Source organism: Methylosinus sp. Sm6 (genome assembly GCF_019802345.1).
Classification (GTDB): Bacteria; Pseudomonadota; Alphaproteobacteria; order Rhizobiales; family Beijerinckiaceae; genus Methylosinus.
This window is the reverse complement of sequence record NZ_JAINDZ010000001.1, coordinates 240,700-267,071: the sequence shown is the minus strand read 5'-3', so window position 1 is coordinate 267,071 and position 26,372 is coordinate 240,700. Positions and strand designations below refer to the sequence as shown.

Below are 26,372 nucleotides of genomic sequence, written 5' to 3'. Positions count from 1 at the left end.
GTTCGATGTGTGTATATTTACACAACGACGGTTTGGCGTCAAGTGGAATTGTGTAGTCGTGTGTATTTTTCTGGCGGTAGGAGGCGGATGTGATGTTCCGCTATTTCTCCGTCTGCTCCGGGATAGAGGCGGCGTCGCTGGCATTCGGCCCGCTCGGCTGGACGGCCGCCGGCTTCGCCGAGATCGCGCCGTTTCCCTCCGCCGTGCTGGCGGCGCGCTTCGGCTCCAATCTGCCGGGCGAGGCGCTGTCGCGCAATGCGCCGCCGAATTTCGGCGACTTCACGACGATCGATCCGCGCGCCGTTGGCCGCGTCGATGTGCTCTGCGGCGGTACGCCGTGCCAAAGTTTCTCCATTGCCGGCCGGCGCGGCTCTCTCGCGGATGCGCGCGGCAATCTCACTCTCGCCTTTGCGGTGCTCGCCCATGAACTCGTCACCCATGCTGGACTTCGAAACGCCATCTGGGAGAACGTCCCCGGCGTCCTCTCCCTCGACGACAACGCATTCGGCTGTTTCCTGGGCGCGCTTGTCGGCGCAGATGATCCCCTGCTACCGGGCGAGCGCCCGCGACGCGGAAAAAGCTCCGCCACATGGCGATGGCGCGAGGCTGGACGAAAGCAGATCCTCGATGACGATGGAGGCGAAAGTGGAGAATGGATGGTTTGGGCCGACGCGCATCTGCCACGATGGCCACGCGCGGGTATGGTTGCCGGGCCTCTCGGCCGGGCGGCATGGCGGGTTCTCGACGCTCAACATTTCGGCGTGCCCCAACGACGCGAGCGCATCGTCCTTATCGGAGATTTTGGAAGCGGGGCCGATCCCGCCGAGGTATTATTTGAGCCCAAAGGCCTGTGCGGGGATATTGCGAAGGGCCGAGGCGCGGGGGAAGGAATTGCCCGCCCTCTTGGCGCGGGCTCTCCGGGCAGTGGCGGATGGCGGGGAGACGCAGACACCGCCGAGAATTTGATTCCGGTTGCGAAGCCGATTTTGAGCGGCGGCCACTCGAATAATCCGATCGACGAAAATCTTATCATCATCGCGCCGGAGATCGCGGACACTCTGACCGCCTATTGGGAGCGCTCCAAGGGCGCGAAAGGCGGCAACGCCGCGGGCCTCATCAACCCGATCATCGAGGCGCCGATCTGCTTCGACACGACGCAGATCACCAGTCCAGATAATCGCTGCAACCCGCAGCCGGGCGGGCCGTCGCATCCGCTCTCGGCGAGCGCGCATCCGCCGGCGGTCGCTTTTGGCATTTCGTCGGATTGTCTTGACCGATCCGGCGAGGGTTCCGGCGGCTCCGCCGGCGAACGCGCCGGGCTCGGCGTCGTCGAGGGCGCTTCGCCGACGCTTCGCGGACGCAGCCGGCCGAACGCCGTCGCCTATGATCTTCGCGGGCGCGAGGGCGGCGCGCAATTCGAAGGCCCGCACGACACCGCCAATCTGCGCGCCGCGAGCGGCGGCTCGTCGCGCTCCTATGTCGCCGAGCATTGGGCTGTGCGGCGATTGACGCCGCGCGAATGCGAGCGGCTGCAGGGCGTGCCGGACGGCTGGACAGCGATCGAGCGCGGCGGCAAGCCGGCGGCGGACGGCCCGCGCTACGCGTCGATCGGCAATAGCTGGCCGGTCCCCGTCTTCGCATGGATCGGCGCACGGCTCGATGCGGCCTTGCGCGCGAGACCTCCATCGTGACGCGCGCGCGCGGGCCGCCGGCGCGGCCGAACCTCGCAGCTCCCTCTCTGCCTGCCTCGCGCCGCCACTCGTGGCGCGAACGCCTTGCTGCGCGCCAGCGAGCCCGTAGCCCGAAGGGTTGGCCGGCGGGAAATCTGCAAGGGTTGCAAGAGTTGCGCAAGAGTTCGGAATAAACCGTCGCAGGTGTTTTTGTGTGATGCAGCAATCAGTTACGAGAGGCTTGCAACAGTTGCAAGAGTTTTCCTCGCGTAATGTATGAAACAATGGGGTGCGGGGAGCATTCGAAAAATGTTTTTCATACGTTATGTGCGTAAAAAACTCATGCAACTCTTGCAATAGATGAAAAATAACAATGAATATATAGGCTTATAATCTGCAATGGTTTTTAACAAACCATTGCACAACACGTGCAACCCTTGCAAAACAGGAACAAAGCATGAGCGGGACAAAGGATCGGCGCGCGGCGGTGGTCGCTCTGGCGCTCGGGTGGGGCGGACAGCAGGGCGTGGCGGCGCGGCCAAAGGCGCGGACGCGGCGCGGGATCGAGGACATGCTCGCCTGGGCCTATCTGCGCGAGCTGCCGAAGCAGCGCGGGCTGGACGCGGGCGCTCCGGCGCCGGCGCGGTCGGGATGGCTGAAGGTCGAGCGCTGGCTCGACGAATTGTCGCTCGCCGGACCCGACGACAATCGCTTCGGCGTGGTGCCGGATCGATGCGGAGGAGCGCCGCACGAGGATGCGCTGCGCGTGCATGAGGCCGTGTGCCGGCTGGACGGGCTCGACATCGGCGTGCCGGAGGATTGGTCGCCCTGCGCCGAGCTCGGCGATCTCGGCGGCCATGGCGCGGCGCTGCCGGGGCTGGCGCTGGCGCGGCTCTGCGTGACCGGAGCGGATGGCGTGCGGCGGCTGCGTCGCTCGGCGCGGGCGCTGGTGTTTCGCCACGCTATCCTCGGCGGCTGTCCGGATTGGGTGATCGATCCGCCGGAGGTGCGGGTGGTGAGCGAATACGGCAAGCCGAAATGGTTCTTGCGCGAGGTGATGTGGTTCGACGGGGTGGATGGGCCGGTCGCGCATGAGGTGGAGGTGGATGGTTGCGACAAATGGGGGCATGCGCGGCCCGGCGCTTATCAGAAGCGCTATCTCGATCCGGACCCGCTGGATGGCGTCGTCGGGCGCGGCGAATACGAGATTTGGCGGGCGGCGCTCGATGTTCTGGTCGAGGATTTGCGGGGGACGCTGATCGATTTCGAGCCTGTGGAGAGCGCGAGGGCGCGGCGGCCATGGATCGAGGCGGAGCCTGCGGCGGCGCGTGTGCTTCGCGATCTGCGCGGCCGCGATTCTGGCGGCATGAGGCGGCGCTTGACACACCGAAGGTGTTTGGTGTAGGTCTTGTCACGGTTCAAAAGAATGAAAAACCCCGCTCTCGCAAGAGGGCGGGGTTTTCCGTTGTGGGGGCGCGCATGCGGCTGCTGGTGACCTTCGACGCTGCGGGGCTGCAGCGGGAGATCGCGGGGCTGGAGGCGGCCGAGGCCGGGCGTCTGCGCACGCGGCTCGCCGGGGCGCTCAACGAGGTGGGCGCGGAAATCCACAAGGCGCTGCTGCCGCCGCTGCGGGCGCAGACGGGCTTGAAGGGCGCGACGGTCGCGCGTGCGGTGCATGACATCGGCGCGGCCGGCGATCGGCTCGCTTTTTCGCTGACGACGCGCGGCGGCGATATCTCGCTGAAATATTTCTCGCCGCGAGAGGCGCAGGGCGGCGTGATCGCGCGGCCGCGGGGCGTGCGGACCTATGTCCAGGGCGCGGTCCTCAAGAGCGGGCGTTCGCCGAACCGCGCCTATGCCGAACGCCTGCATGGGCAGGTGTTCCGCAATGTCGCGGGCGGGAAGTGGCGCGGCCGCATCCGGAAGGTCAAGAGCGGCGTGTTCATCCCGCGCGAGCTGGTGCAGGGCGCTGCGTGCGCGACCTTCGAGCGGATGGTCGCGAGCGACCTCCCCCCCGCGGTCGGCCGGGCGCTGACCCTGGTGACCGCCTGACGGGTCCTTCCCCTCCCCCGCCCCGCCCCACGACCGGGAAAGGCGCGGGGGGTTTCCAGTAATGCTTGTCAAAAATCAGGGCTAACGATGCTAACAGAGGCCCCTAACGGCGCTAACGGCTCGCCGCGGGCGGTCATGTGGACCGTCGCCGAGGTGGCGGCGCGGGACGGCGTGTCGAAGCCGACCGTCTCTGTGCGCGTCAAGCGCTTCGTCGAGCAGCACGGGCTCACGGTCGAGCGCGATGCTCTCGGGCGCGTCGCGCGGCTCAATGTCGCCGAATACGACGCTCTGCGCAGCCGCTACGACGATCCGTCCAAGGCGCAGGCGTCCGCCCGCACGGCGCCGCCGGTCGAGGACAGGGAGACCTATGACGAAGCCCTGCGCCAGAAGACCTGGCACGAGGCCGAGAAGCGTCGCATCGAGCTGGCGCAGATCAAGGGCCAGCTCATCGAGACGGCGGCGGTCGCCGATGGCTATGATCGTGCCGCGCAGAAGATCCTCGATGCTATCGGTCGCCTCGACGAGCATTGCGACGACCTCGCCGCTGTGGTCGGGCGCGAGGGCTCCCGCGGCCTGCAGACGGCGATGAAGAAGCTCGTCGTCGAGCTGCAGCGCGATATCTCCGCCGCCCTGCGCTCCGAGGCGGACACGCTGCGCGCGATGATCACCGAGAACGTCCAGCAGCAATGATGGACCTCGGCGCCGTCGCGGCGACCCTCGACGCCATCGCCCTGCGGGTAGAGCCGATCGATCCGCAGCCGCTCTCGCAATGGATGTCCGAGAACATCGTCCTGGTCGACGGCCCGTCCGCTGGCCGCATGTGGAGTCTCGACGGCGCGCCCTATCTGGCGGAGATCGCCGATTGCCTCGGCGACGACCATCCGTGCAACCTCGTCACGGTGCGCAAATCGCAGCAGACGGGCGCGTCTATTCTCGCGCTCGGCTGGTGCCTCTACATCGCCGACCGCGAGCCGGCGAACACGCTCTACGGCGTGCCGGGCATTGACGCCCTGCGCGATCTCAACAGCGGCAAGCTGCAGCCGCTCATCGATGCCTGGCAGAAGCACACGGGGCGCATCGTGTTCGAGCCGCAGACATCGCGCTCGGGCGCCGGCTCCACGACCTATGAGAAGGTTTTCTCTCGTGGCCGCCTCTGGCTCGGGAACGCCAATTCGGTGATGGACCTCTCGTCGAAGACGGTGAAGAAGGGCGTGAAGGACGAGGTGTCCAAATGGGAGGACATCCCCGGCAAGGGCGATCCGGAAACGCTGTTCTTCGGCCGCTTCACCTCGTTCCGCCGTCGCCGCAATTGGAAGATCCTCGAAATCTCGACGCCGGAGGTGGACAGCGGCGACGAGCTCGGCGAAGCGCATGGCCATTGCCGCATCGATCGATCGTTCAAAAAGTCCGATCAGCGCTTCTGGTTCGTCCCCTGCCCCGATTGCGGCGCTCATTTCGCGCATGAGTGGGGCGGATTCGTCGTCGACGAGGCGCATCCGCACAAGAGCTACTATGTCTGCTCCCATTGCGGCGCGCGGATCGACGATCTCGCCCGCGTGCCGATGATCCGCTCCGGCTGCTGGCGCCCGACGGCCGCCGGCGGTGCGCGCCATCCCGGATTTCACATTGACGCCTTCGTTTCGTTGATGATGTCTTACGAGGCGATCGCCGAGGATCACATCGCCTCGCGCAAGGGAGGCGAGATCGGTCGGAAGGACTTCGCCAATCTGGTTCTCGGCCTGCCGCATCAGTTCAAGGGCGACGCGCCGGACCACAAGCGGCTGATGGAGCGGCGCGAGGATGGCCTCGCCCGCGGCCATGTGCCGCCGCAAGGCCTGCTACGGGTCGCTTCCGCCGACGTGCAGATGCGCGGCATATGGGTGGAGGTGCTCTCCGTAGCGCCGAATCGGCAGAGCTGGGTGGTCGATGCGCTCTATCTCGACGGCTCGACCGAGTCGCCGGAGGGAGAGGCCTTCGATAAGCTCGAGCGGCTGGTGCTAAACCGAGAATTTACAGACGCTTTCGGGCGTGGATGCAAGATCGACGCGCTCGCCGTCGACTCCGGCTATCGCACCCATGTGGTCTACGCCTGGGTGCGCTCCAAGCAGCGCCTGCATCCGGACACGGGACAGGACATGGTGCTCGCCGTGGACGGGCGAGACGGCTGGAGCAAGCCGGCGATCGGCATGCCGACGCCGGTCGACATCGATCTCGCCGGCACGAAGATACGGCAGGGCGTGAAGCTCTGGCCCGTCGGCACATGGCCGCTGAAGGGCGCCTTCTACGCCGATCTGCACAAGCTCGGCGTGAAATCCGGCGCGGCGGCCGACCCGGACGGCTACTGCCACTTCGGAACATGGCTCGACGAGACCTATTTCAAGCAGATCACCGCGGAATATCTCGCCACCGAGTCGTTCCGTGGGCGCACGCGGCGCGTGTGGAAGCCGATCGCCGCCGGCGCCGACAACCATCTGCTCGACTGCCGCATCTACAATCTGGCGCTCGCCGAATATCTCGGCCTGTCGTCGACGACGGCCGATGAATGGGCCGAGCTCGCCCGCCGCCGCGGCCTGCCGCAGGAGGCCATCGCCGAAGGCCTGTTCGCCCCGCGCCGTGACGCCGCGCCGCCGGCGGCTGGCGCGCCGATCATCGTCCCGGCGCCCGCCGCGGAGCCCGAGCCGGAGCCGCGCGACCCCTTCGCGCGCCTCGCGGCACTCAACGATTCGTGAGGCTATGACCGATCTGTCATCCGTCGACAGCGCCACGCTCACGCGATGGCTCGATGAGGCGCGCGCCGCCTATCACCAGCTCTCCATCGGCCGCAGCGTCGTCGAGCTGCGCCACAAGGACAAGACCATCGCCTATCGCCACGCCGACGCCGAGCGCCTCATCGCCTATATCGCGCGCCTCGAGGCGGCCCTCGCCGGCGGCGGCCGGCCGAGCGGAATCGGAGTGATCTTCTGACATGCCCATCGGCTCGGCGATGATCGACTCCGTCGTGAGCGGCGCGCATCAATTCGGCGCGCACGATTCCGGCCCGGGACCGTCGCCTTCGGCCGTCGGCTCGCGGGCATATCGTGCAGCCTCCGGCATGAGCCAGGAGATGGCCGGCTATTGGCCCGCATGGTCATCCGGCGATTCGGCGACGCTGCCGAATATTCGCGTCTCGCTCGATCGCACGCGCGACATCATCCGCAACGACCCGCATGCGGCTGCGGGCGTCATGCGGCTTGTCGACATGCTCGTCGGGTCCGGCTGGCAATGCATGCCGACTCCAGACGCGGCGGCGCTGGGGATTTCTCCGAAGGAAGCGAGAGCGCTCGGCCGTAGCATTCGGTCGGAATGGAAGCTGTTTTCACGTGATCCGCGCAAGTTCTGCGATGCGCGGCGCCGCTTGACGCTCAACGGCCTGCTGCGCCTCGCCGCGCGCACCTTCGTGACCGCGAACGAAGCTTGCGCCGTGCTGAAATATGATCGCAAGCGCGTCGAGCGGAAGGGCGCGCGCTATGCGACATGCCTCGCCCAGGTCGATCCGGATCGGTTGAGCAATCCGAACAATCGGCCAAACACGTTGAGATTGCGCGGCGGCGTCGAGTTCGATGACGATAGCGTGCCGGCGGCCTATCACATCCGCAATGCGCATTATGCGGATTGGTGGGCCGGAACCGAATCGCAGACATGGACCCGCATCGAGCGCGAGACGCCGCACGGGCGCCCCGTCTTCATCCACGCCTTCGAGCCGGAGCGCGAGGATCAGACGCGCGCCATCACGCCATTCGCCTCGCTGATTTCCAGGCTGCGCATGATCGGCAAGCACGCTGATCTCGAGATCGCCAACGCCACGGCGAATGCGCTGTTCGCCGCCTTCGTCGAATCGGACCTTCCAGCCGAGGAGGTGGCGCAGCGGCTCGCGGCCGGAAGCCAGCAGACGTCGCTGCGCGCGTCCTACATCGACAAGATGGTCGATCATTATACGAAGCACCCGGCGACGCTGGGCGGCGTTCGTATTCCCGTGCTCATGCCGGGCAGCAAGGTGAGCATGAACGGCACGTCGCGCGCGACGACGGCCTTTCCCGCTTTCCAGGCGGCATTCCTGCAATCCATCGCCTCGGCGCTCGGCGTCTCTTACGAGCAGCTGGCGATGGATTGGAGCCGCACCAATTATTCCAGCGCGCGTGCGGCCCTCAACGAAGTATGGCGCACCATCAAGCGGCTGCAGGCGGTTTTCGCCGAGCAATATGTGCAGCCGATCTATTTCGCCTTTCTCGAAGAGGCCTTCGACAAGGGCTATGTCGTCGCCCCCGCCGGCGCGCCGGATTTCTGGGACATGCCGGAGGCCTATGTCGCCGCCCGCTGGATCGGCCCGGGCCGCGGCTATGTCGATCCGGTGAAGGAGGCCGAGGCGGCGGCCCTGCGCATGGAAGGCCTCACCTCGAACCTCGAGATCGAGAACGCCGAGCAAGGCCTCGATTGGGAGGAGAACATCGAGCAGATCGCTTTCGAGAACGATGTGCTCGCCGAGCAGGGCCTCACGCGCCTGTCGATGGTCGCCGCCGTGCAGGCCAACAAAGGCGCGAAGCCCGATAGCGAGGAAGCGACGGGACCGGCTGGGCCCAGCGGAGGAGCGGGCGCTGCATGAGACGCAATTTCGCGCAAATCGCGCTCGCAGCCTTCGAGACGCCGCTCCTGCTGCATCCGCGCAAGGCGGAGGTGATCGCCTCAGTGCTCGCCGAGCATATGGACAATGTGACGCCGATGCTAGACGTCACCTTCGCCAAGGCGGAAGCGGAAGCAACGCGGGCCGGCCGAACGCAGATGCTCGACCGCTTCGACGGCGAGCAGCGCGGTCCGCTCGTCAAGAACGCTTATGGCGAGACCTATGTGCAGACGCGCTACCTCTTCAAGGACGGCCTCGCGCTGGTGACCGTCGAAGGATCGCTGGTCAATCGCGGCGCTTGGATCGGCGCGTCGAGCGGGCTCGTGTCCTACGAGGGCGTGATGGCGCAGCTCGCTTCAGCCGCCGCGGATCGAGAAGTCGAGCGCATCATTCTCGATCTCGAGAGCCCCGGCGGTGAGGCGATCGGCGCTTTCGAGATGGCCGATTTCGTCCGTTCCATTTCTGCCGAAAAGCCGATCACCGCGCTGGTGAACGGCATGGCGGCGAGCGCGGCCTATGCAATGGCTTCCAGCGGCACGACCATCATCACGACGCCATCGGGTATTTCCGGATCGATCGGCGTCGTGATGCTGCATCTCGATCAATCGCGAAAACTGGACAAGATGGGCGTCACGCCGACGCTCATTTATGCCGGTGGCCACAAGGTCGACGGCAATCCGTTCGAGCCCCTGCCGGATAATGTGCGCGCCGATCTGCAGGCCGAGGTCGATCAGCTTTATTCGATGTTCGTCGCGACGGTCGCGCTCGGACGTCGCAGCCTCTCCGAGGAGTCCATACGCGCCACAGAGGCGCGCACCTTCATCGGCAAGGACGCTGTCGATGTCGGTCTTGCCGACGACGTCGGCACATTGGGTGATCTTGTTTCCACTCTCGTAGCCGCTGGCCGGGCCGGCCGCACGATCTCGAAAGGACCGACTATGTCGACACCGACGCAGCCCGCCGCGGAAGCGGGAATTTCTCAGGCCGAGCACGAAGCCGCGCTCGCCGCCGCACGGTCCGCTGCGCGCGCGGAAGGCGTGCAGGCCGAGCGCGCGCGCATCGGTGCCATTCTCGGCCATGCGAACGCGCAGGGCCGCGAGAGCCTCGCCCAGCATTTCGCCTTCAAGACCGCTATGCCGGCCGACTCCGCCATCGAGGCCCTTGCGGCCGCGGCGCCGGCCGCCGCGGCCGCGGCGAAAACACATCGTCTCGACAATCTGGCGCCGAATCCGAAGGTCGACGCCGATCTGGAGCCGATCTCTCCGGCGCAGGCCGCCGCCGAAGGGTGGGAATCTGTCGTCAAGCAGCTGAACGCCGAGCAGTCCCGCGGCGCTTCGCGCGGCCGCCACTGATCGCGCAGGAACCTGAGGAACGCCATCATGGGAACGCCGCAGGGAATCACGCTCAACGAGACCGCGCATCCTTTCACCTTCGTCGTTTCGGAGGATTCGGACGGCGCCGGCTATCTCTCGCGCGACGAGGTGATCATCGGCAACAGCCAGACGATCGTCGTCGGCCAGGTGCTGGCGCGCCAGGCCGTGCCGGCCGACGTCACCATCTCCGCGGCCGCCGACGCCGGCAATACCGGCAATGGCGTGCTTACCCTCGCCTCGCCGGGCTGCGACGCCAATGTGATCGGCGGCGATTACCGCGTCGTGTTCCTCGAGGCTGCGACCAATTCCGGCCGCTTCGAAGTGTTCGATCCGCGCGGCGTCGCCATCGGCCAGGGCGCCGTAGGAAGCGCCTTCGCCAAGCAGGTGAAGTTCACCATCGCCGACGGCGCGACGGATTTCGTGGCCGGCGACAGTTTCACCCTCCATGTCGACGAGGGCGACGAGACGAACGAGGTGCATATCGCCTGGGCGCCGGGTCTACGCGCATCCGCCATCGCCGGCTATCCGGCGACGACGGGCGCGTCCACGACGAAGAAGATCACCGTCATCAATGCGCATGCGACCGTGCGGCTCGCCGATCTCACCTTCGGCGGCTCGCCGTCCACCGCGCAGATCGACCAGGCGAAGCGCGAACTCGGCGCCGGCCTCGTCAAGTTCCGCTGACCCTTCCCATCCGCGCCCCGGCGACGCCGGGCCTGCTCTCGGCTGGTCGCCCAGCCCCTGAAAGGACTTTGAAATGCCCATCATGGACGTCTTCCTGGGCGACGCCTTCACCGCTCGCTCGCTGACCACCGCCATCGACCGCTATTCCTATGTGCCCGGCTTCCTCGAGACCATTCCCGGCCTCTTCGAGGACAGGGCAGTGCGCACACCGGAAATCTTCATCGAGGAGCGCGATTTCGCGCCGGCGCTGATCCAGACGAGCCCGCGCGGCGCGCCGCCGCATCAGGAGAGCGGCGACAAGCGCAAGGTGCGCGCCTTCAGCAGCACGCGCATCGCCGATTCGTCGCGCGTCTGGGCGCATGAAATTCAGGGAATCCGGCCCTTCGGCCAGGAAGTCGGCTTGAAGGATCTTCAGATGGAGATCGGCCGCCGACAGATGAAGATCAAGAACAACTTCGCCCTGACCAAGGAGAACATGCGCTTCGGCTGCGTCACCGGCGTCGTCGTCGATGCGGACGGCTCGACCATCTATTCCTGGTTCGACGAGTTCGGCGTGTCGGCGCCGACCGAGACCGTCTTCGATTTCAGCTCTGCGGCGACCGAGGGTGACATCATCAAGGCCTGCAATGCGAAGCGCCGCAGCATGGTGCGTTCGCTGAAGGGTCTCGGCGGCGCCAATGTGACGATCCATGCGCTCTGCGGCGACGACTTCTGGGACGCCTTCGTGACCTCGGCCGAGGTCCGCAAGACCTATCAATATGCGATGGCGGCGAAGGATCTGCAGAACGACGTCGGCGGCGCATGGGAATCTTTCCGCTTCGGCAAGATCATGTGGCACAACTACCGCGGCACGGATGATCAGACGACGCTCGCAGTCGGCGCGAAGAAAGCGAAATTCTTTCCGGCCGGAGCCGGGATTTTCCAGGTCGCGAAGGCTCCGGCGGAGCGTTTCGAATTCGTCAATACGCCCGGCCTGGACGAATATTCCTGGGTGGTGCCGGACAAGGATCGCGACTCCTGGGCGGATGTCGAGGTCTACAGCTATCCGCTGCATGTCTGCACCATGCCGCAGGCGCTCGACGCCGCGAAAATCAACTGACCTCCGGCGCGGGATGTCCCTCTTCCGCGACGCCTTCGCAGCGGCGGACGCCGATTTCGACGACAATTTCGGCGAGCCGCTGCAAATCATTCCGGTCGTCGTGGGCGAATTCCTGCGCAATGCGACGCCGGCGACTCCTCCCCTCGATGTGGTCGGCATTCTCGATCTGCCGACCGACATCCTCGCCGTCGGCCGCGAACGCGACGGCGCTCGCTCGGAAGTGATCGTGCAGACGCCGTTCGCGGAGTTCGCTCTGCAGCACTTCGGCCCCGGCGCGCCGCTTCCGAAGGAAGGCGACGAGATCGTCGCGCCGTCGCGTCCCGGCGCGCCGCGCTATCGAGTCCTATCGGTCAAGCCGGACGGCGTGTCCCGGATCATCTGTCAGCTCGCCGCCCTATGAGGTTCGTTCCATGGTTGGATTGACGTCCTTCGCCGTCGGCCTCGCGGCGACGCGCGCGCTGCGCGGTCGGACCATGGCTGAGAACCGGGTGCACCTCGAGCCCAATGTCGCGATCGCCGTCACCGCGCCGACGCTCTGCGTTTATGTGGCGGGCGGCGAAACGGAGGTCGAGGGCCGCGCGCTGTTGGACGCGAGCGGGAACCGGGTTCGTTTCGAGCTGCTGCTGCCGCCCGTCGTCGTGCTGGCGACGGGCCAGCAAGAAGCGCAACTGGACATGAACGCCTCGGCGGCGCTGGCTTTCGCATTGTTCTGGCGTCAGTGCATGATCGCGCTGCAAGCCGATCAGAACGTCTGGTCCGGGCTCTGGCGCAGCTTCGTCCCGCGCATTCACTCGCTGGTCTCCGGCGCCGACCTGATCGAGCTGGAGAAAGGACAGAAAATCCCGGCGCGCATCGTCGAGCTCGTCATCGAGCCGTTGAGCGAGCCGAGCATCGGCGCCGAGCCGGCGGGCGTATGGGCCGAATTGCTCGCCGCGATGCGCGCCGAAGGCGGCGAGCTATCCGTCCTCGCCGATCTGCTGCAGACAGCGATAACCGGCACGGTCGTGCTCGACGATTGGCGCGCCGATTTCGCGCGTCTCGGTCTGAGCTTCTCTCTCGGCGAGGCGCTCGGCGTTGGGCTGGCGGAACACGGCGCCGGCGCTTTATTGGACGGTCCGGCGATCGTCGAAGAACTCGCCGACCCCACGCTGACCGAACCGCAGAGCTGACGCATGGACCCCGTTCGGGCGATTCGCGAGCTGCAGCAGGCGCTGGCGGGCGCCGTGCAGGAGATCGCGGAGCTGCGCGCCGCGCATGAGCGCACGATCATGCACGGCGTCGTCACCGCGCGCGACAAGGACAAGGGAGTCCGTTTGCAGATCGGCATGGATGCGGACGGCCGGCCGGTGGAAACGGGTTGGCTTCCGGTCTCGCAGACGGCCGGCGCGCGCAAGACATGGTCGCTGCCGAGCGTCGGGCAGCAGCTCACCGCCTTCTGCCCGAGCGGCGACGCTCAGCGCGCCGTGCTCATGCCCTTCACCTGGTCCGACAATAATCCGGCGCCATCGGACGATGTCGACGCCGATGTCGACGTGCGCGGCAAGACGCGCGTGACGCAGAAGGACGGCAGCATCAAGCGCGAGGTCGACGGCGTCACCGAGACGATCTCGAAGCAGAGCCATTCGATGACCGTCCATAAGGACGAACAGAACGCGCCGACGGTCGACGGCAAGCATCCTTGGGGCGGCAACACCGGCGACGCGCTGCACGGCTGGACGATCACGAAGGACGGCGGCCTCGAGGCGAAGGTGAATATGGGCGGCGCGATGCATTTGCTTCACATCCATCCGACCGGCGGGATCAACGTGAGCGCATTCGGCGGCGATCATCAGATGACCATCGGCGAGAGCGGGATCAGGCACAAATCCACATCGCGCGTGACCGTCGAAGCGCCGCAGATCGAGCACAATGGCGCGCTGAAGGTCGCTGGCTCGATCCTCGCCGGCGGCGTCGTGCAGAGCGCGGGGTTCCTGGGCAATTTGCAGGGCTGGTCATTCGGTGGCGGCTTCACTGGCGGCCTGCCAGAAGCGACAAACTGGTGAGTGGCGAGAAAATGGGCACAAACGTCAACCGTCTACTCAGGATGTGCGGCGTCGATAATGTCGATGACGTTTTGTCGTCAGACCCGCTTCCGATATGCGCCAAGGCTGCAGTGGTCGCTGCAAAAAAGGGGGGCGACTATAAGGATATACTGGCGACTATAGAGAAACTCATCCCGGATGGGATCGGGACGCCATGGATGCGCGGGTTTGCGCTCGGAATGGCCTTGGTGATAGCTGGTGACAGCTGATGACCAGCATCGGCATCGACCGTCACACCGGCCAGCCTCTGACCGGCTGGGCGCATGTCGTCCAGTGCCTGCAGGTGATCTTCTCGACGGGCGTCGGCGCGCGCGTCATGCGCCGCACATTCGGCTCCGCCGTTCCCGCGCTGCTCGGCCAGAACTTGGTTCCGGCGACCGTGCTGCGCTTCATGACCGCCTACGCCATCGCGATCGATTTGTGGGAGCCGCGCTTCCGCGTGCGCAGCTTCTCGCTGCCGAGCGATAAGAACAACGCCGAAACCGCTGGGCAAGGCCGGCTCACGATCCAGATCCACGGCGATTACATGCCGAACGCTCTGGAAGGTGATTTCACTGTGGTCGTTCCGAAGACGGTGGACCTGTGAGCCGCTTCCTCGCCTCCTCGCTGGATCTGTCGCTGCTGCCGGCGCCCCAGGTTGTCGAGACGATCGATTACGAAACGATCCGCGACGCGCGGATCGCCGATCTCAGAGCGAAATTCGTCGCGGCGGGCCTCGCCTATAACGTCGGCGCGCTCGAAACCGACCCCGGCGTCGTGCTGGAGGAGGCGGACGCCTATCGCGAGCTGTTGCTGCGCGCGCGCATCAATGACGCGGCGAAGGCGACGATGCTGGCCTTCGCGACCGGCGCCGATCTCGAGCAGCTTGCGGCGCTCTATGGCGTCACCCGCCGCCTCATCGCGGCGGCGACGGCTGACGCGGCCGCGGTCTATGAGACCGACGGCGAGCTGCGACGTCGCGTGCAGATCGCGCCGGAGGCCTTCAGCACATGCGGTTCGGCCGGCTCCTATATCCATCATGCGCTGGAGGCCGCCCCGGAGCTGATCGACGCGCGGCCGATCCTATCGCTGTCATCATCCGGGCAGGCGGGAGTGCGCGTCGTGTGCTTGGCGCGCGACGGCGACGGCGTTCCGAGCGACGCCGCGCTCGCGGCCGTGCGGGCGCGGCTCAATTGCACGGACGTCAAGCCGATGACTGTCCCCGTGGCCATCGCGGGCGCGGCGCCGGTCGCCTATTCGGTCGCTGCGGTTCTGCAAATTCACGCCGGGACCACCGCGGCCCCAATTCGAGTGGCGGCGACCGCCGCGGCGCAGGCGATGATCGCCGCGCGGCGCGGGCTCGGCGTCGACGTGCTTCGCCAGGCATTCGAAGCGGCGCTACGCGTCGCGGGCGTCGAACGCGTCGTTCTGACCGCGCCGCAGGCCGATATCGACATCGCCGACGACCAATGCGCGTTTTGTGTCAGTCTCGACGTTTTGGTCCCGTCCGACGATGACTGATTCGCTGCTGCCCGACCCGACGCCATGGGAACGCGCCGTCGAAGCGACCAGCGCCGCGCGATGGGATCTGCCGGCCGAGACGATCGCGGCGCTGGCGCGCGCGGCGGATTGCCCGCCCGCGCTGATCGGCTATCTCGCCTTTGCGAGATCGGTCGATCTATGGCGCGACGACTGGCCGATCGAGCGCAAGCGCGCCGTCACGCAGCGCGCGCTGCTCGACCAGGGGCTGAAGGGCACGCTGGCGCTGCATGAGCGCTATCTCGGATATGTCGACGCCGAGCTGCTCCACGCCGTCACGCCGCCGGCGCGTTTCGCGCTGGGGCGGCGCCTCACGCCGGCCGAGACGGATGCGATGCTCGCGGGCATGCCGGAAATCCGGATCAAGGTCTACGCCGATGCGCGAGCGCCAGGTCGGCGGATGTTTTTTGGGCAGCACTATTTTTCGTCGGGCGGCGGATGGTCGGCGGCGGGCGGCGACGCTGTGCACGAGAGCAGGGCCACGCTCCTGCGCGATGGCGTCGAGACGCTGTTGCGGATCGCGGATGTGACGCCGGAAGGCGCCGACGCCAGCCTCGGCGCTTTCTCGCGCCTCTATCTACCGCATGCATGGTCGGCCGCACGTGTGCTCGGGCGCGGTCAGCTCCGCCGTCAGCGCTATTGGGGGCGGAGTCGCGCCACGCAATGGGTTGTGTCGTTCGTCGCGACGGGCGACGCGCTGTCGCGCAGCGTCTCGCCTGGGCTGTATCCCGCCGCCGTGTCCCCGCGGCGCGTCATGGCGCCTCATGCGGCGTCGCGTGGCAAGGCGTGGTGGTCGTATCGCTCGACATGGCGGCGCTGGTTCAGGCCGAGCGACGGGCAGGAGCACGTCTATGACAGCCTGCGCCTCTGGGATGAGTCCGTCTCTGTCGCGCGGCGGCGCAAGCGCTCCTTTTGGAGCTTGTCCTGGCGAGGCATGCCGACGCATTCGGCGGTTTTGTCGATCGACGCCTCGCGCCCGGCGAAAAAACGCAAGCGATGGCGCGGCGGCGGTTTCAGCGGATTCTATCGCGCGCATGACGCCCGCGCGCTCGTCGACGCGCTGGAGGCCGTGCGGGCGGCCTCGCTGCCGCACGAAACAATTCTCGTCGATCTGGAAACCGCATTTCAGCGGCGTTTCTACGGAGCATGACATGCGCAAACAGATCAAGTTCGCCGCCAACATGGAGGCGCTGGCCGAGGACGAAAACACGCTGCAGGACTATGTGCAGGAGTATGGCGACAATCTCGTCGCCGACTTTCTGCAGCCGCCGGGCGCGCGTGGATTCGCCGGCCTCGGCGTGACGCGCAAGACGTCGACCGTCGTCAACGTGGCGCCGGGCCGCTACTACGACGGCGCTGGACGCATGTATGGGCTCGATCAGGCGAGCGAGATCGATCTCGCCCCTTATCTCCCATCGGTGAGCGCGCGCATCGTCGCGATAGTTTGCTATGGGCAAGTCAACGACGCTCACTCTGTCGTGCGTGACTTCATCAACCCGGCGACAGAGGAAGCGACCCCGAGGCAGGTCTATCTCGAGAAACAGCGTCAGGTGATGCTGACGGTCGTGGCCGGGACGGAGGCCGCCTCCCCCGTCAATCCGGTCATCGGCTCGACCTATCTCGGCGTCGCCTATGTGCGGCTCACCCCGGCGGGCCTCGCCGCGCAATCCTATATCACCATGATCGCGGCGAACGAGATCGGCAGCCTCGACGACGCTTTCGATCGGGTCGAAACGCTGGAAAGCTGGAAAAAGGCTGTCAATTCTTCGGTCGAGGCGTTGAGGACGGAGATTGCGCGCATCTCTAGCTCCCTCAAAGGGCTGGCCGGCGCCGACGCCATTTTGACAGTGGCGAGGGAAGTGGCGCGGCTGCGCGAGGAAATCGGACTCCCCGACGTCTACACTGCGTCGCACGCCGATGTCTACATGACGGCATCGCAAAGCGACACGGCCAATGTAGCGTGGCTGGCGAAGGTCGAGGAGGGCGTGCGCTTCGCCGACGCCCACAGAAACGAGCAGCAAATCGCGCTGCTGTCCTCGATCGATTCCGCCGTCACCGTCACGCCGGGCGGCTTGATGCTGCCAAAATATTCCGAGGTCGTCTCGCTATCGATCGGCGATCAGGCGCGCGAGCGCGATCTGGATTTGCCGATCGCCCAATATCAGATGACGACGATCACGGGCGATGTGCTCAAGCTGTCCCGCCTGCGCCAGCGTTATGGCGAGGAATTCCTGATCTGCACCAACAACCGCTACTGGCAGACGGGTGAATTCGACCCGGTCAGCGGCGTTTTCCAGAAGGGCGGCGAGACGTTCACGGTGGCGAACGTAAAAGAGGCCGCGCTCAATCACCGCATCATCCGCCTCGAGAGATTTTTCCAGGACGATTGGGGCGAGGAATATTGGGAATTCGGCGCGACGCAAAAAAGCGTCACCGGCAAACTTCTCGCACAGACATGTCTGGCGACAGCGAAGCGTTGGGTGACGGGCTATGATCTCTGGATTACCGATGCGGCGGCGACCGGTGACGTCACGCTGCTCGTGTGCGACGTGCTCGACGGCAAGCCGGATTTGGGCCGCGTCTATTCCTGGGTGACGGTCGCGGCGGCCGATCTCGTCGACAATGGCTGGACGCATTTCCCGCTCGAGCCATTCGTCGTCTTGTCGAAATCGCGTTACGCCATCGTCGTCGTCACGGCCGGCGCTCACACGTTCAAAATCTCGAACAACAATGATTACACCCAGGGGACCCTCTACACTTTTGTCGACGACGCCTTTGCCATCGCGATGCCAGATCGTGATCTCTGCTTCCAGGAGCATGTCGCGAAATTCACGTCGACGAGCACGGTCGTCAATCTGCAGCCGTGGAGCCTCGACGGCGGCATCACGGGCATAGACGTTCTCGCGCCATGTGTGCATGGTGGTGGCGGCGTCGGGCTCGCGTGGCAGTTCAAGGTCAACAACACGTGGTATACGCTCGGCAAGATCAATGGCACGACGCCTTTTATCGGGCTGCCGGCGCTTGTGCAGGCGCGGCTGGCGTTGACGCACACGCATGACTTCGCGCCGGGTATAAAACTCGCGGAGTCGCGCGTCGCGCTCACGCGTCCGCGCACCAATGGCGTGGCGATCTCGCAGGCATGGACGCCGCCTGCGGCGATTACGACAGTGCAGATTACTGTCCTGCTCTCGTCCTATAGCACGACCTATCACACTATTGCGGTGACATTGCTGCATGGCGCCGGATACGCCACCGAGGCCGCGGCGGCGTCGACGTCGATTCGGACGCGTTCCGATGGGCTCAAAGTGCTCACGGTCAATTTTACCGGGCTTCCGAATCTGACGTCCTACAAATGGAAATTTACCTTCTCGACGAGCAACGCGCTGAAGCCGTTCGTCATCGAGGAAGCCGCCGACGTGGCGGTCTGATCGAAATTCGCTCGAGCATGGAGAGGCGAGAATGAAGGATTCAGCGCAGCGCGCCATCGACCCCGCGGCGATTTACAACATCGACATGCGACGGCCGGTCAAGGTCGGCCTGGCGGTCTATCGGCCGGGGGAGGAGCATTTCGTCAGGGGAGACGAGGTGCTCGCCATCATCGCCGCCGCCGGCGCGACGCCGGATTCATCGGAGGGCGTGCTGGTCGCCACGCGCCGCCAAGACTGATCCGATGGCGATCCTCTTCGACAAATCCTATCGACTGCGCGCCAGCGACGCGGCGACGGCGTCCATCTTGAGCGAGCGCCTCAACGCGATCCTGCGCGACATCGATCTGCGGCTCGGCGGCGTCGAGGACACATCGGCGTCGATCGCCGAGCTCGAGGACCAGCTGAAAGGCTATGGGACGGATCGCATCAACGCGGTCCTCACTCCCGTGCTGTCGGCCATTCGCGCGGCGGCCGATCTCGGCGGCATTCTGACGACCGTCTCCTACACCGCGATGGAGTCGGCGGTCGGGCCGAAGGAGATCGTCATCCCGCCGCTGGCGCGGGACGCATTTGCGCCGACGGCCTTCGTCTCGATCGTCTCTGCCGCTGATCCGATGGTCGCCATGCTTGCGCGGCGGCAGGCCTGGGACCGGGCGACTGGCATCCTCGCGGTCGATGTGATCGAGGCGGTCGGCGCAGGCGCGTTCTCCGAATGGATCGTCTCGGCGGCGGCGGCGACGCAGAGCGCTGGACAGATCAGGACGGCGCCTGTCGGCGCGCTGACCGGCGACACCCTCGCCCAGCAGCTCGCGCAGACCGCCGGCGCGCTCGCGGCGCGCCAACCGAGCGCCGCCAATCTGTCGGAGCTGGCCGAATTGGAGCTGCTGGGCGACAGGATCTTGATGACCAGCGACGCCGCCGTGCTCGCTCTGGCGCCGCTCGGCGCGTTCGGTAAAGCTCTGCTTGGCGCTGCAAACGTCACGGCGGCGCGATCGAGCCTCGAGCTCGCGGCTGTGGCCGTATCCGGATCGGCCTCGGACCTGACCAAGGGGACGTTGCCGGCGGCGCGATTGCCGGCGTTGCAAAATCTCTCGCTGCTCGGCGGAGCTGGAGGCGCCGACCTCGGCGTGGCGGGTGACGGTGATTATCGCGTCAAAGTCATCGCAGATGGCTCGACGTGGATCGAGTCGATCCGTGTTCATCGCAAGACCGGCGTGGTGGATTTTCCGCAATCGTTCACTGCGCCCGTGCGGCCCAATATCGTCCAACGCAATTGGGTGACGAGCCAAGCGTGGATCTCCTCATCGAGCGCGGCGGATAACGCATGGCGCAACATGTGCTGGGTCCGAGAGCTGGGCCTTTTCGTTGCAATAGCGTCTTCCGGGACCGGCAACCGGGTCATGACGTCCCCGGACGGCGTCAATTGGACGGCGCGAACGAGCGCCGAAGACAATACATGGCTCGGGCTCTGCTGGTCGCCGGAGGTTAGACTCCTCGTGGCCGTCGCCAGCGACGGAACCAACCGTGTCATGACGTCTCCCGACGGCGTCAATTGGACGGCGCGCGCCGCTCCCGCGGAGAACCAATGGCGCAGCGTCTGTTGGGCGCGAGAGCTGGGCGTGTTCGTCGCCATTTCCATCGACACGACGAGCAATCGCGTGATGACGTCTCCGGACGGCGTCAATTGGACCACTCACAGCGCGCCCAACGGCGCCTGGCGTGAAGTCTGCTGGGCGCCGGAGATTGGTCTGCTCGTCGCGGTCGCGGGGGCCGGCGCCGGCAACCGTGTGATGACCTCGCTCGACGGCATCGTTTGGACCGTGCGGCCAGACACCGGATTGGGAAACAAATGGACCTCGGTTTGTTGGGCGAGAGAGCTCGGACTGCTCGTCGCCGTCGCGGAATGGTACGGCGCCGGCGATGGTGTCATGACCTCGCCCGATGGGGCGCACTGGACCCGTCGCGCGAGCGCCGAAGACAACGCCTGGAGTAGAGTCTGCTGGGCGCCTGAAATCGGCCTGCTCGTGGCCGTGGCCATCGACGGGACCAACCGCGTCATGACGTCTCCCGACGGCGTCATATGGACAGCGCGGCCGGCCGCAGCGGCCAATCAGTGGTATGGCGGCTGCTGGTCGCCGGAGCTCGGGCTCTTCGCGAGCGTGGCGGCGTCGGGCGTCGGCAACCGCGTCATGACGTCTAAATCTGCTTACAGCTACTCATATAGGTGATCCAATGACAGAGGAAATCGCAGTAAACCTGAGACTCCCGGATGTCTATCATCCAGAGCAGGCCGACCATTTGCCGCCGGACCTGATCGGCGCGACGATCCTGGCGATCGGCGCCGCGCCCAGCAGGTGGGGAATCGAGGGCGGCGGACTCGTCATCGAGTATAGACCGAGCGGACGAATGTTTTCGAGGCGAACAATCGTCCTCGGCAACACGGAATTAGGCATGTGGATCGACGCAGCTCACTCTAGTCCACCGGAGAGCGACGACGACGCCGAGGAGTCGGTGGAATTTGATGTCGAGCTATCGAAAGAGGCGCTGGAGCGCGGCGTAAGCGCGCTCGTGGCCGGATTGGGCGGCGGCGCCACGCACGGCCCGTGGGATCATGACCGCATGGTCATGGAAATCTTTGCGGCCATTGTGCGAACGGCCGCGTGATGGCCATCGCAATCGGCAACGCCGTCTATCGCGCCGACTCCGGCGACAACGCCGCGACTGTCCTCGCCATCGAAGAGATCGACGGCGAGACGGTGTATCGCCTCGCTTATGCCGAAGGCGGCGAAGGCTATTGGCCTTCTTCCGCCATCTTCGCCACGCTCGCGGAGCGCGACGCCGCGCTCGGCGGCTGAACGTCCCAAGCCAATCCACATTCGAGATCGACATTTGGCGTTCGCCGACCCGGCGTGCGCTTCCGCGCGCGTGCGCGCATTTTGGGGGAGGTGACCTATGGCCGTCGCGTCGATCGATGCGCGCGCAATCCAGCGCGCGCTCAGAATGCATGGACAGGATATCGCCGTCGACGGCGACATCGGTCCGAAAACGCGCGCGGCGATCTATGCCGCCGTGCAGCGCGAGGTCGGCGCCGCCGCGCATTGGAGCGCCGATCGGCTGATGATCGCGTTCGAGCAGATGATCCTGCGCGACGCGGGGCTCTATGCGGGCTCGATCGACGGAATCGACGGGCCGAAGACGCTCGCGGCGTTGGCGGCGTTGGCGAGCAAGCAGGCGGGCGCGCCGGCGCCGCCGAGCGATTGGGCCGGCGTCATGCGCGCGCTCTGCCCGCATGGCCGCGCCGAGATCGTTGCCGGCGCCGCCGAGGCAATGCCCCGCATAATCGAGATCGCCTCGCTCACGACGCCGCGCCGACAAGCGCATTTCCTCGCGCAGATCGCGCACGAGAGCGCGGGAATGCGGACGACGGTCGAATATGCGAGCGGAGCCGCCTATGAGGGGCGCAAGGACCTCGGCAACACGCAGAGCGGCGATGGCGCGCGCTTCAAAGGGCGCGGGCTGATCCAACTGACGGGCCGCGCGAATTACATGGCCTATGGTTTCGAGCTCGGGCTCGATCTCGTCGGCAAGCCTGAGCTCGCGGCGCGGTTCCCGGCGGCGGCTCTCACGGCCGCGCTCTACTGGCGCAAGCGTGGGATCAATGTCCCGGCCGATCGCGAGGACCTCGAGGCGGTGACGCGCAAGATCAATGGCGGCGTCAACGGACTCGCCGATCGCAGAGTCTATCTCGCCGTCGCCAAACGCGTGATCGGCGCGTGATCTGCTTGCCGCCGTCGGCAAGCCGATCGAACTTCCGCGCCGGGCGGAACCCGGCAATTCCTGAAAGGCTCAGAAATGCGAAACGTTCTCGCTCTCGCGGGCGCGGCGATCTTCGTCGCGTTCATCGCTTACCTGCCCGTCGTCGCCGCGATCAATGTCGCGCTCTTCGCGGCGATGCTCGTCAAGGCTTTCATTCCCGAGCTCGGCGCCGGTTGGCTCGCTGTGCGCGATGCTTTCCGTGCGCCGGCGGCTCGATCTATCGCCCGCATCGCCGCCGTGGCGGTGGCCGTCACTGCCGCTCTGCTCTGCGTCGCCGGCCCGTCCTACGCTCTCGATGTGCCGCTCGACTGCATCCCACTCGGCGGCGATGCGCTGATCCCCGCTCCCGCATGGCTGCCGCCGCCGCTGCAGCCGTTTTGGACGGCGATCGTCACCGTGCCGCTCGCCGGCTGGGTAATGGCGCATGTGCGCGCGTGGCTGCCGAATGATCCGCGCCTCGCCATCGCGCTCGGCGTTCTCGACAAGCTCGTCGGCAATTACGGCTGGGCGCGCAACGCCGCCGGCCGCTGATTTCCCGCGCCGGGGCGGTTCCCCGGCAATCTCTCAAAAATAGGTGCTTTATGAACATTCTCGCCCTCGCGGGCGTGGCGCTCTTTGCCGCGCTCTTTTTGTCCCGTCCAGCGTCGTCCTATTTCGTCGCTGGCGGCGCTGCAGTCGTGTTCGGCCCGGTTGTCGCCGAGCGCCTGGCGCGCGGCGCGATCTCGCTCTTCGGCCATGCATTCCTGCTCGCGACCTCGCAGCCGGCGAAGCCCGTCGCCACGATCGCTCTCGCGGCCAGCATCGCCACGGCCGCCATCACCGGCGCCGTCTCGGCCGGCTATGCGGCCCAGACGCTACCGCGCCAGCCCGGCGACGTCCTCTATCTCCCCACGCTCGCCGTCCGCGCCGATGGCCGCCTGGCGCTCGCCGACGGCGTGACGATCGCCGAGGCTGCGCGCGCCTATGCCGGCCCCGGCGATTATTGGAGCTCCACGTGTCGTGCCGCGCTCCCCGGCTGGCGCTCGCCGGTCGACTGGGAGGGAGTCGACGCGACCGGTCGCCCTCTCTGGCGCGCGACGATCTCCGACCACGCCGTCGTGACGGTCGATGGGCTCGGGCCGGCCGAGGCCGATCCGCTGCGCGCGCTGCTCGCGGCGCTGGCGCCGATCGTCGCCTGCGGAGAGTGAGGGCTGGGCATGCCGATCGACTTCAGCCTTCGGCTCGGCGACCTGCTGCAGGTCGCCGCTATCGCCGCCGGCGGACTCATGGTCTTTGCGACCATGCGCGCCGACCTGAGAATCATCAATGTCCGCCTCGACAAGGCGGACGATGAACTCAAGAAGCAGACGGCGATCCTCGCGCAGCTCTCGGCCGGAGAAGCGCGCATGGACGGCATCGACCGCCGTCTGACTCTCATCGAGGAGTCGCGCGGTCGCGCACAGCTATCGCCCTAGCGTTCGCGTCATCGGCGACTCGCAGCGAAACCGAACCCCGCCAATGGCGGGCTTTTTTTTGGAGACAACTCGCAATGACCTCTCCCGCCTATGGCATTTCGATCACCCGGAACAGCGCGGCGTCGCGTGCAGCGCAGCCTTCCGATCTATCGATCATCGGGCTCGTGCTCCCGTCCGACGATGCGGACGGAAACTTCCTGCCGCTCAACGAGCCGGTCCTTTTCGACTCCGGCGATCAATCCGCTCTCACCAAGCTCGGGACGGGCGATCTCTACAAGGCCGTGGCCGCGATCGACGATCAGCTCGCCGAGCTGCAGACCAGCGCGCGCATCGTCGCCGTGCGCGTGACGAAAGGAGGCATGGATGCGCAGACGATCGCGAATATCGTCGGCGCTCGCAACGGCGGCGGCGCGCGCGGCGGCGTCGGAACCGGCATTTATGCGCTGCTGCGCGCCGGCGCCGAGCTCGGCGTCATCCCGCGGCTGATCGGCGCGCCGGGCTATACCTGGCAGCGCGAGCTGGGCGGCTCGGCAATCATCACCTCCGCCGAAAAATCCGGCGGCAACACCGGCAGTGGCGAGCTGGTGTTGGGAACGCCGCCCTATCGCTATGGCATTACGAGCGGCGTCTATCAAATCCGCTGCACGGGCGGCGCGCGCTCGGCGGCGAGCGCCGCCAAGCTCGGAAATGCCGGCAGCGGACTCATGAGCGCGCTCTCGGTGGACGCGAAGGCGCTGGCGGGGGTCTGGCGCGTCAGTTGCAAAAAGGCGGTGGCCAATGGCGGAGAGTTCAAGGTCGTCGATCCGGCCGGCGTCATCGTCGGCGCCGCCGTCGTCGGAACGCCCTTCCACGGGGCGGTCAATTTCACGATTTCCGACGGCGCGACCGATTTCATCGTCGGCGACGAATTCACCATTACCGTCGACATCGCTGTGCCGGCCAATGGCGGGAAATTTTCCGTCAAGGCGCCGGACGGCTCGCTGCTGCCGGTCGCTTACGTCGGCGTGCCCTACAAAAAGCAGATCGCTTTTACGATCGCCGATGGCGCGACAGATTATGTCGTCGGCGACGGCTTCGATGTGACAGTCTCGGGCGACTTGACCGAACTCAGCAATCCTGTGTGCAGCGCTCTGCCGTCTGTTCTCGATACGCTGCTCGCCCACGCTATTGTCGGCGGTCCCGGAACAGGCGTGAACGACGCGAACGACTGGTTCGAGATGCTCGGTTCCGGGCGCCTGATCCCGATCGACGCATGGACGATCGTGGCCGACGGGAGCGCCACGCGTTACGAGGACGGCGTCGCGCGCGCCCTCGGTCTCGCCGCGCGGGTCGATTTTCAGCGTGGCGGCTATCCATTCTGGTCTTTCTCGGGCCAGCAGGTTCGCGGCATTCTCGGGCTCAAGAACTATTACTCGTTCTCGCTCGTCGACGGCGCGACGCAGGCCCAGGAGCTGCTCGCCAATCACATCGGCGTCATCGTGCGCGGCGAGGTCGGCGTCGAGACGGCGATCGCCAGCAATGGGTTCGTCTTCGCCGGCGTCTGGACAGCGAACGATGACCCGAGCTGGTGGTTTTACAACAAGTCGCGGACTCGCGACTGGATCGATCTGGCGCTGCTCAAATCGATTCGGCTGCGTCTCGGCGTCGACAATGTGACGGCGCACGCTGTGCAGGCCGTGCTCAACGACATGGCGGCGGTCAATATGGAGGCGCTGCGGAACGGCGGCTCGATCGGGTTCAAGGTGGAATTCGCGGCGGGCTCCAACAGCGCCGAAAATCTGGCCCAGGGGCGATTCCGCGTCGCCTATTACGCCGAGACGCCGGCGCCGATCACGCGCGTGGACATCGACGCCTATCCGTTCGCCGAGGCGCTCACAGCCGAACTGTCGACGCTCGTCGCGCAGGCCGCGACCATCCAGGCGCAATACGCGTCCTGATCCAAAGCGCCGAGCGCGGCGCGCGTTCGGCGCTCCACCCCTCACATCGGAGACTCACTATGTCCGGTAGCTTGCTGATCTGGCAGGAGGCCAATCTCTATGCGGGCGACAATGGCCCGAATAACTCGAAGCATCTCAGCTTGACGAACATCAAGATCGTCGCGGCGAAGGAGGTCACGCACACGCATTCGCCTGGCGGCGGCGCTGGGCAGATCAAGCTCGGCATGGGAATTCTCGAGGCGCCCGAGGTTTCCTTCAAGTTGATCGGCATCGATCCGCAGACGATGGGGCTGTTCCGCTTCGGCGACAGCGGCCTGCAATATTACACGCTCTACGGCGTCGTGCGCGACAAGCTCACCGGCGCGGCGATCGAGCGCAAGCTGGTGGTGCGCGGGCGCATCACATCGGTCGAAGAGAGCGAGTTCACGCGCGAGCGGCCGAGCGAGCAGGATCATATGATCAGCGAGATCATGTCATTCTCTCTGATCCACGATCGCCGGGAAATCTGGGGCTATGAGTTCAGCCCGCCGCGTTGGCGCGTCAATGGCGTCGACACGCGCAGCGCCGAAAACGCCATCCTGCGCATCTGACCTGATCTCGGCG

Annotated in this window: 28 protein-coding genes; all 28 read left to right on the top strand. The window is 66.1% G+C overall.

The features are described 5' to 3' along the window. Window positions 1-92 precede the first annotated feature (92 nt). The 28 genes from K3F48_RS01290 to K3F48_RS01155 all read left to right on the top strand — a co-directional run bounded on the left by K3F48_RS01290 (window position 93) and on the right by K3F48_RS01155 (window position 26,359). Window positions 93-1,691, top strand: coding sequence for a DNA cytosine methyltransferase (locus tag K3F48_RS01290; RefSeq protein ID WP_222573589.1), 1,599 nt, complete (start codon window positions 93-95; stop codon window positions 1,689-1,691). 436 nt (window positions 1,692-2,127) lie between these two features. Then, entirely contained in the window at window positions 2,128-3,075 is a 948-nt protein-coding gene (locus tag K3F48_RS01285) for a hypothetical protein (RefSeq protein WP_222573588.1), read from the top strand. 74 nt (window positions 3,076-3,149) lie between these two features. Beyond that, window positions 3,150-3,722 carry a hypothetical protein gene (locus K3F48_RS01280; RefSeq protein ID WP_222573587.1) on the top strand — a complete coding sequence of 191 codons (573 nt, stop codon included), beginning with the start codon at window positions 3,150-3,152 and terminating at the stop codon, window positions 3,720-3,722. Window positions 3,723-3,857: 135 nt separating this feature from the next. After that, window positions 3,858-4,412: a hypothetical protein gene (locus K3F48_RS01275; protein WP_222573586.1), complete on the top strand. Its 555-nt coding sequence runs from the start codon at window positions 3,858-3,860 to the stop codon at window positions 4,410-4,412. Further along, window positions 4,409-6,451 (top strand): terminase gpA endonuclease subunit, encoded by a 2,043-nt coding sequence (locus K3F48_RS01270; RefSeq protein WP_222573585.1) that lies wholly within the window; start codon window positions 4,409-4,411, stop codon window positions 6,449-6,451. The genes K3F48_RS01275 and K3F48_RS01270 overlap by 4 nt, the downstream gene beginning before the upstream one ends. Window positions 6,452-6,455: 4 nt before the next feature. Next, the gene (locus K3F48_RS01265) at window positions 6,456-6,686 is read left to right on the top strand and encodes a gpW family protein (RefSeq protein WP_222573584.1); all 231 of its coding nucleotides are present in this window, start codon (window positions 6,456-6,458) and stop codon (window positions 6,684-6,686) included. Between the two features lies 1 nt (window position 6,687). Next, complete coding sequence (locus K3F48_RS01260; RefSeq protein WP_222573583.1) at window positions 6,688-8,361, top strand: phage portal protein; 1,674 nt, start codon at window positions 6,688-6,690, stop codon at window positions 8,359-8,361. Then, entirely contained in the window at window positions 8,358-9,731 is a 1,374-nt protein-coding gene (locus K3F48_RS01255) for a S49 family peptidase (RefSeq protein WP_222573582.1), read from the top strand. Before K3F48_RS01260 ends, K3F48_RS01255 begins: the two co-directional genes overlap by 4 nt. A gap of 27 nt (window positions 9,732-9,758) precedes the next feature. Beyond that, on the top strand, window positions 9,759-10,436 hold the full coding sequence (locus K3F48_RS01250; RefSeq protein ID WP_222573581.1) for a head decoration protein: 678 nt from the start codon (window positions 9,759-9,761) through the stop codon (window positions 10,434-10,436). Window positions 10,437-10,509: 73 nt separating this feature from the next. Further along, window positions 10,510-11,535: a major capsid protein gene (locus tag K3F48_RS01245; protein WP_003611077.1), complete on the top strand. Its 1,026-nt coding sequence runs from the start codon at window positions 10,510-10,512 to the stop codon at window positions 11,533-11,535. Window positions 11,536-11,548: 13 nt separating this feature from the next. Further along, on the top strand, window positions 11,549-11,935 hold the full coding sequence (locus K3F48_RS01240) for a hypothetical protein (RefSeq protein WP_222573580.1): 387 nt from the start codon (window positions 11,549-11,551) through the stop codon (window positions 11,933-11,935). 10 nt (window positions 11,936-11,945) lie between these two features. Further along, window positions 11,946-12,704: a hypothetical protein gene (locus tag K3F48_RS01235; RefSeq protein ID WP_222573579.1), complete on the top strand. Its 759-nt coding sequence runs from the start codon at window positions 11,946-11,948 to the stop codon at window positions 12,702-12,704. A 3-nt stretch (window positions 12,705-12,707) separates the two neighbouring features. Further along, window positions 12,708-13,577 carry a phage baseplate assembly protein V gene (locus K3F48_RS01230; RefSeq protein WP_222573578.1) on the top strand — a complete coding sequence of 290 codons (870 nt, stop codon included), beginning with the start codon at window positions 12,708-12,710 and terminating at the stop codon, window positions 13,575-13,577. Window positions 13,578-13,588: 11 nt separating this feature from the next. Further along, window positions 13,589-13,825: a hypothetical protein gene (locus K3F48_RS01225; RefSeq protein WP_222573577.1), complete on the top strand. Its 237-nt coding sequence runs from the start codon at window positions 13,589-13,591 to the stop codon at window positions 13,823-13,825. After that, the gene (locus K3F48_RS01220) at window positions 13,825-14,202 is read left to right on the top strand and encodes a GPW/gp25 family protein (RefSeq protein WP_222573576.1); all 378 of its coding nucleotides are present in this window, start codon (window positions 13,825-13,827) and stop codon (window positions 14,200-14,202) included. The genes K3F48_RS01225 and K3F48_RS01220 overlap by 1 nt, the downstream gene beginning before the upstream one ends. After that, on the top strand, window positions 14,199-15,116 hold the full coding sequence (locus tag K3F48_RS01215; protein WP_222573575.1) for a baseplate J/gp47 family protein: 918 nt from the start codon (window positions 14,199-14,201) through the stop codon (window positions 15,114-15,116). Before K3F48_RS01220 ends, K3F48_RS01215 begins: the two co-directional genes overlap by 4 nt. Beyond that, on the top strand, window positions 15,109-16,284 hold the full coding sequence (locus tag K3F48_RS01210) for a phage tail protein I (protein WP_222573574.1): 1,176 nt from the start codon (window positions 15,109-15,111) through the stop codon (window positions 16,282-16,284). The genes K3F48_RS01215 and K3F48_RS01210 overlap by 8 nt, the downstream gene beginning before the upstream one ends. Window position 16,285: 1 nt before the next feature. After that, window positions 16,286-18,562, top strand: a complete 2,277-nt coding sequence (locus K3F48_RS01205; RefSeq protein ID WP_222573573.1) for a hypothetical protein — start codon at window positions 16,286-16,288, stop codon at window positions 18,560-18,562. Window positions 18,563-18,593: 31 nt separating this feature from the next. Beyond that, window positions 18,594-18,800, top strand: coding sequence for a hypothetical protein (locus tag K3F48_RS01200; RefSeq protein WP_222573572.1), 207 nt, complete (start codon window positions 18,594-18,596; stop codon window positions 18,798-18,800). A 4-nt stretch (window positions 18,801-18,804) separates the two neighbouring features. Beyond that, on the top strand, window positions 18,805-20,790 hold the full coding sequence (locus tag K3F48_RS01195; protein ID WP_222573571.1) for a hypothetical protein: 1,986 nt from the start codon (window positions 18,805-18,807) through the stop codon (window positions 20,788-20,790). Between the two features lie 4 nt (window positions 20,791-20,794). Beyond that, window positions 20,795-21,226 (top strand): hypothetical protein, encoded by a 432-nt coding sequence (locus tag K3F48_RS01190; protein WP_222573570.1) that lies wholly within the window; start codon window positions 20,795-20,797, stop codon window positions 21,224-21,226. After that, window positions 21,226-21,417, top strand: a complete 192-nt coding sequence (locus tag K3F48_RS01185; protein WP_222573569.1) for a hypothetical protein — start codon at window positions 21,226-21,228, stop codon at window positions 21,415-21,417. The genes K3F48_RS01190 and K3F48_RS01185 overlap by 1 nt, the downstream gene beginning before the upstream one ends. Window positions 21,418-21,514: 97 nt before the next feature. Beyond that, the gene (locus K3F48_RS01180; RefSeq protein ID WP_222573568.1) at window positions 21,515-22,339 is read left to right on the top strand and encodes a putative peptidoglycan-binding domain-containing protein; all 825 of its coding nucleotides are present in this window, start codon (window positions 21,515-21,517) and stop codon (window positions 22,337-22,339) included. Between the two features lie 75 nt (window positions 22,340-22,414). Further along, complete coding sequence (locus K3F48_RS01175) at window positions 22,415-22,909, top strand: hypothetical protein (RefSeq protein WP_222573567.1); 495 nt, start codon at window positions 22,415-22,417, stop codon at window positions 22,907-22,909. Between the two features lie 50 nt (window positions 22,910-22,959). Beyond that, window positions 22,960-23,565 (top strand): hypothetical protein, encoded by a 606-nt coding sequence (locus K3F48_RS01170; RefSeq protein WP_222573566.1) that lies wholly within the window; start codon window positions 22,960-22,962, stop codon window positions 23,563-23,565. A 9-nt stretch (window positions 23,566-23,574) separates the two neighbouring features. Then, on the top strand, window positions 23,575-23,832 hold the full coding sequence (locus tag K3F48_RS01165; protein WP_222573565.1) for a hypothetical protein: 258 nt from the start codon (window positions 23,575-23,577) through the stop codon (window positions 23,830-23,832). 74 nt (window positions 23,833-23,906) lie between these two features. Continuing rightward, on the top strand, window positions 23,907-25,769 hold the full coding sequence (locus K3F48_RS01160; RefSeq protein ID WP_222573564.1) for a hypothetical protein: 1,863 nt from the start codon (window positions 23,907-23,909) through the stop codon (window positions 25,767-25,769). 59 nt (window positions 25,770-25,828) lie between these two features. Beyond that, the gene (locus K3F48_RS01155; protein ID WP_222573563.1) at window positions 25,829-26,359 is read left to right on the top strand and encodes a phage major tail tube protein; all 531 of its coding nucleotides are present in this window, start codon (window positions 25,829-25,831) and stop codon (window positions 26,357-26,359) included. Window positions 26,360-26,372 lie beyond the last annotated feature (13 nt).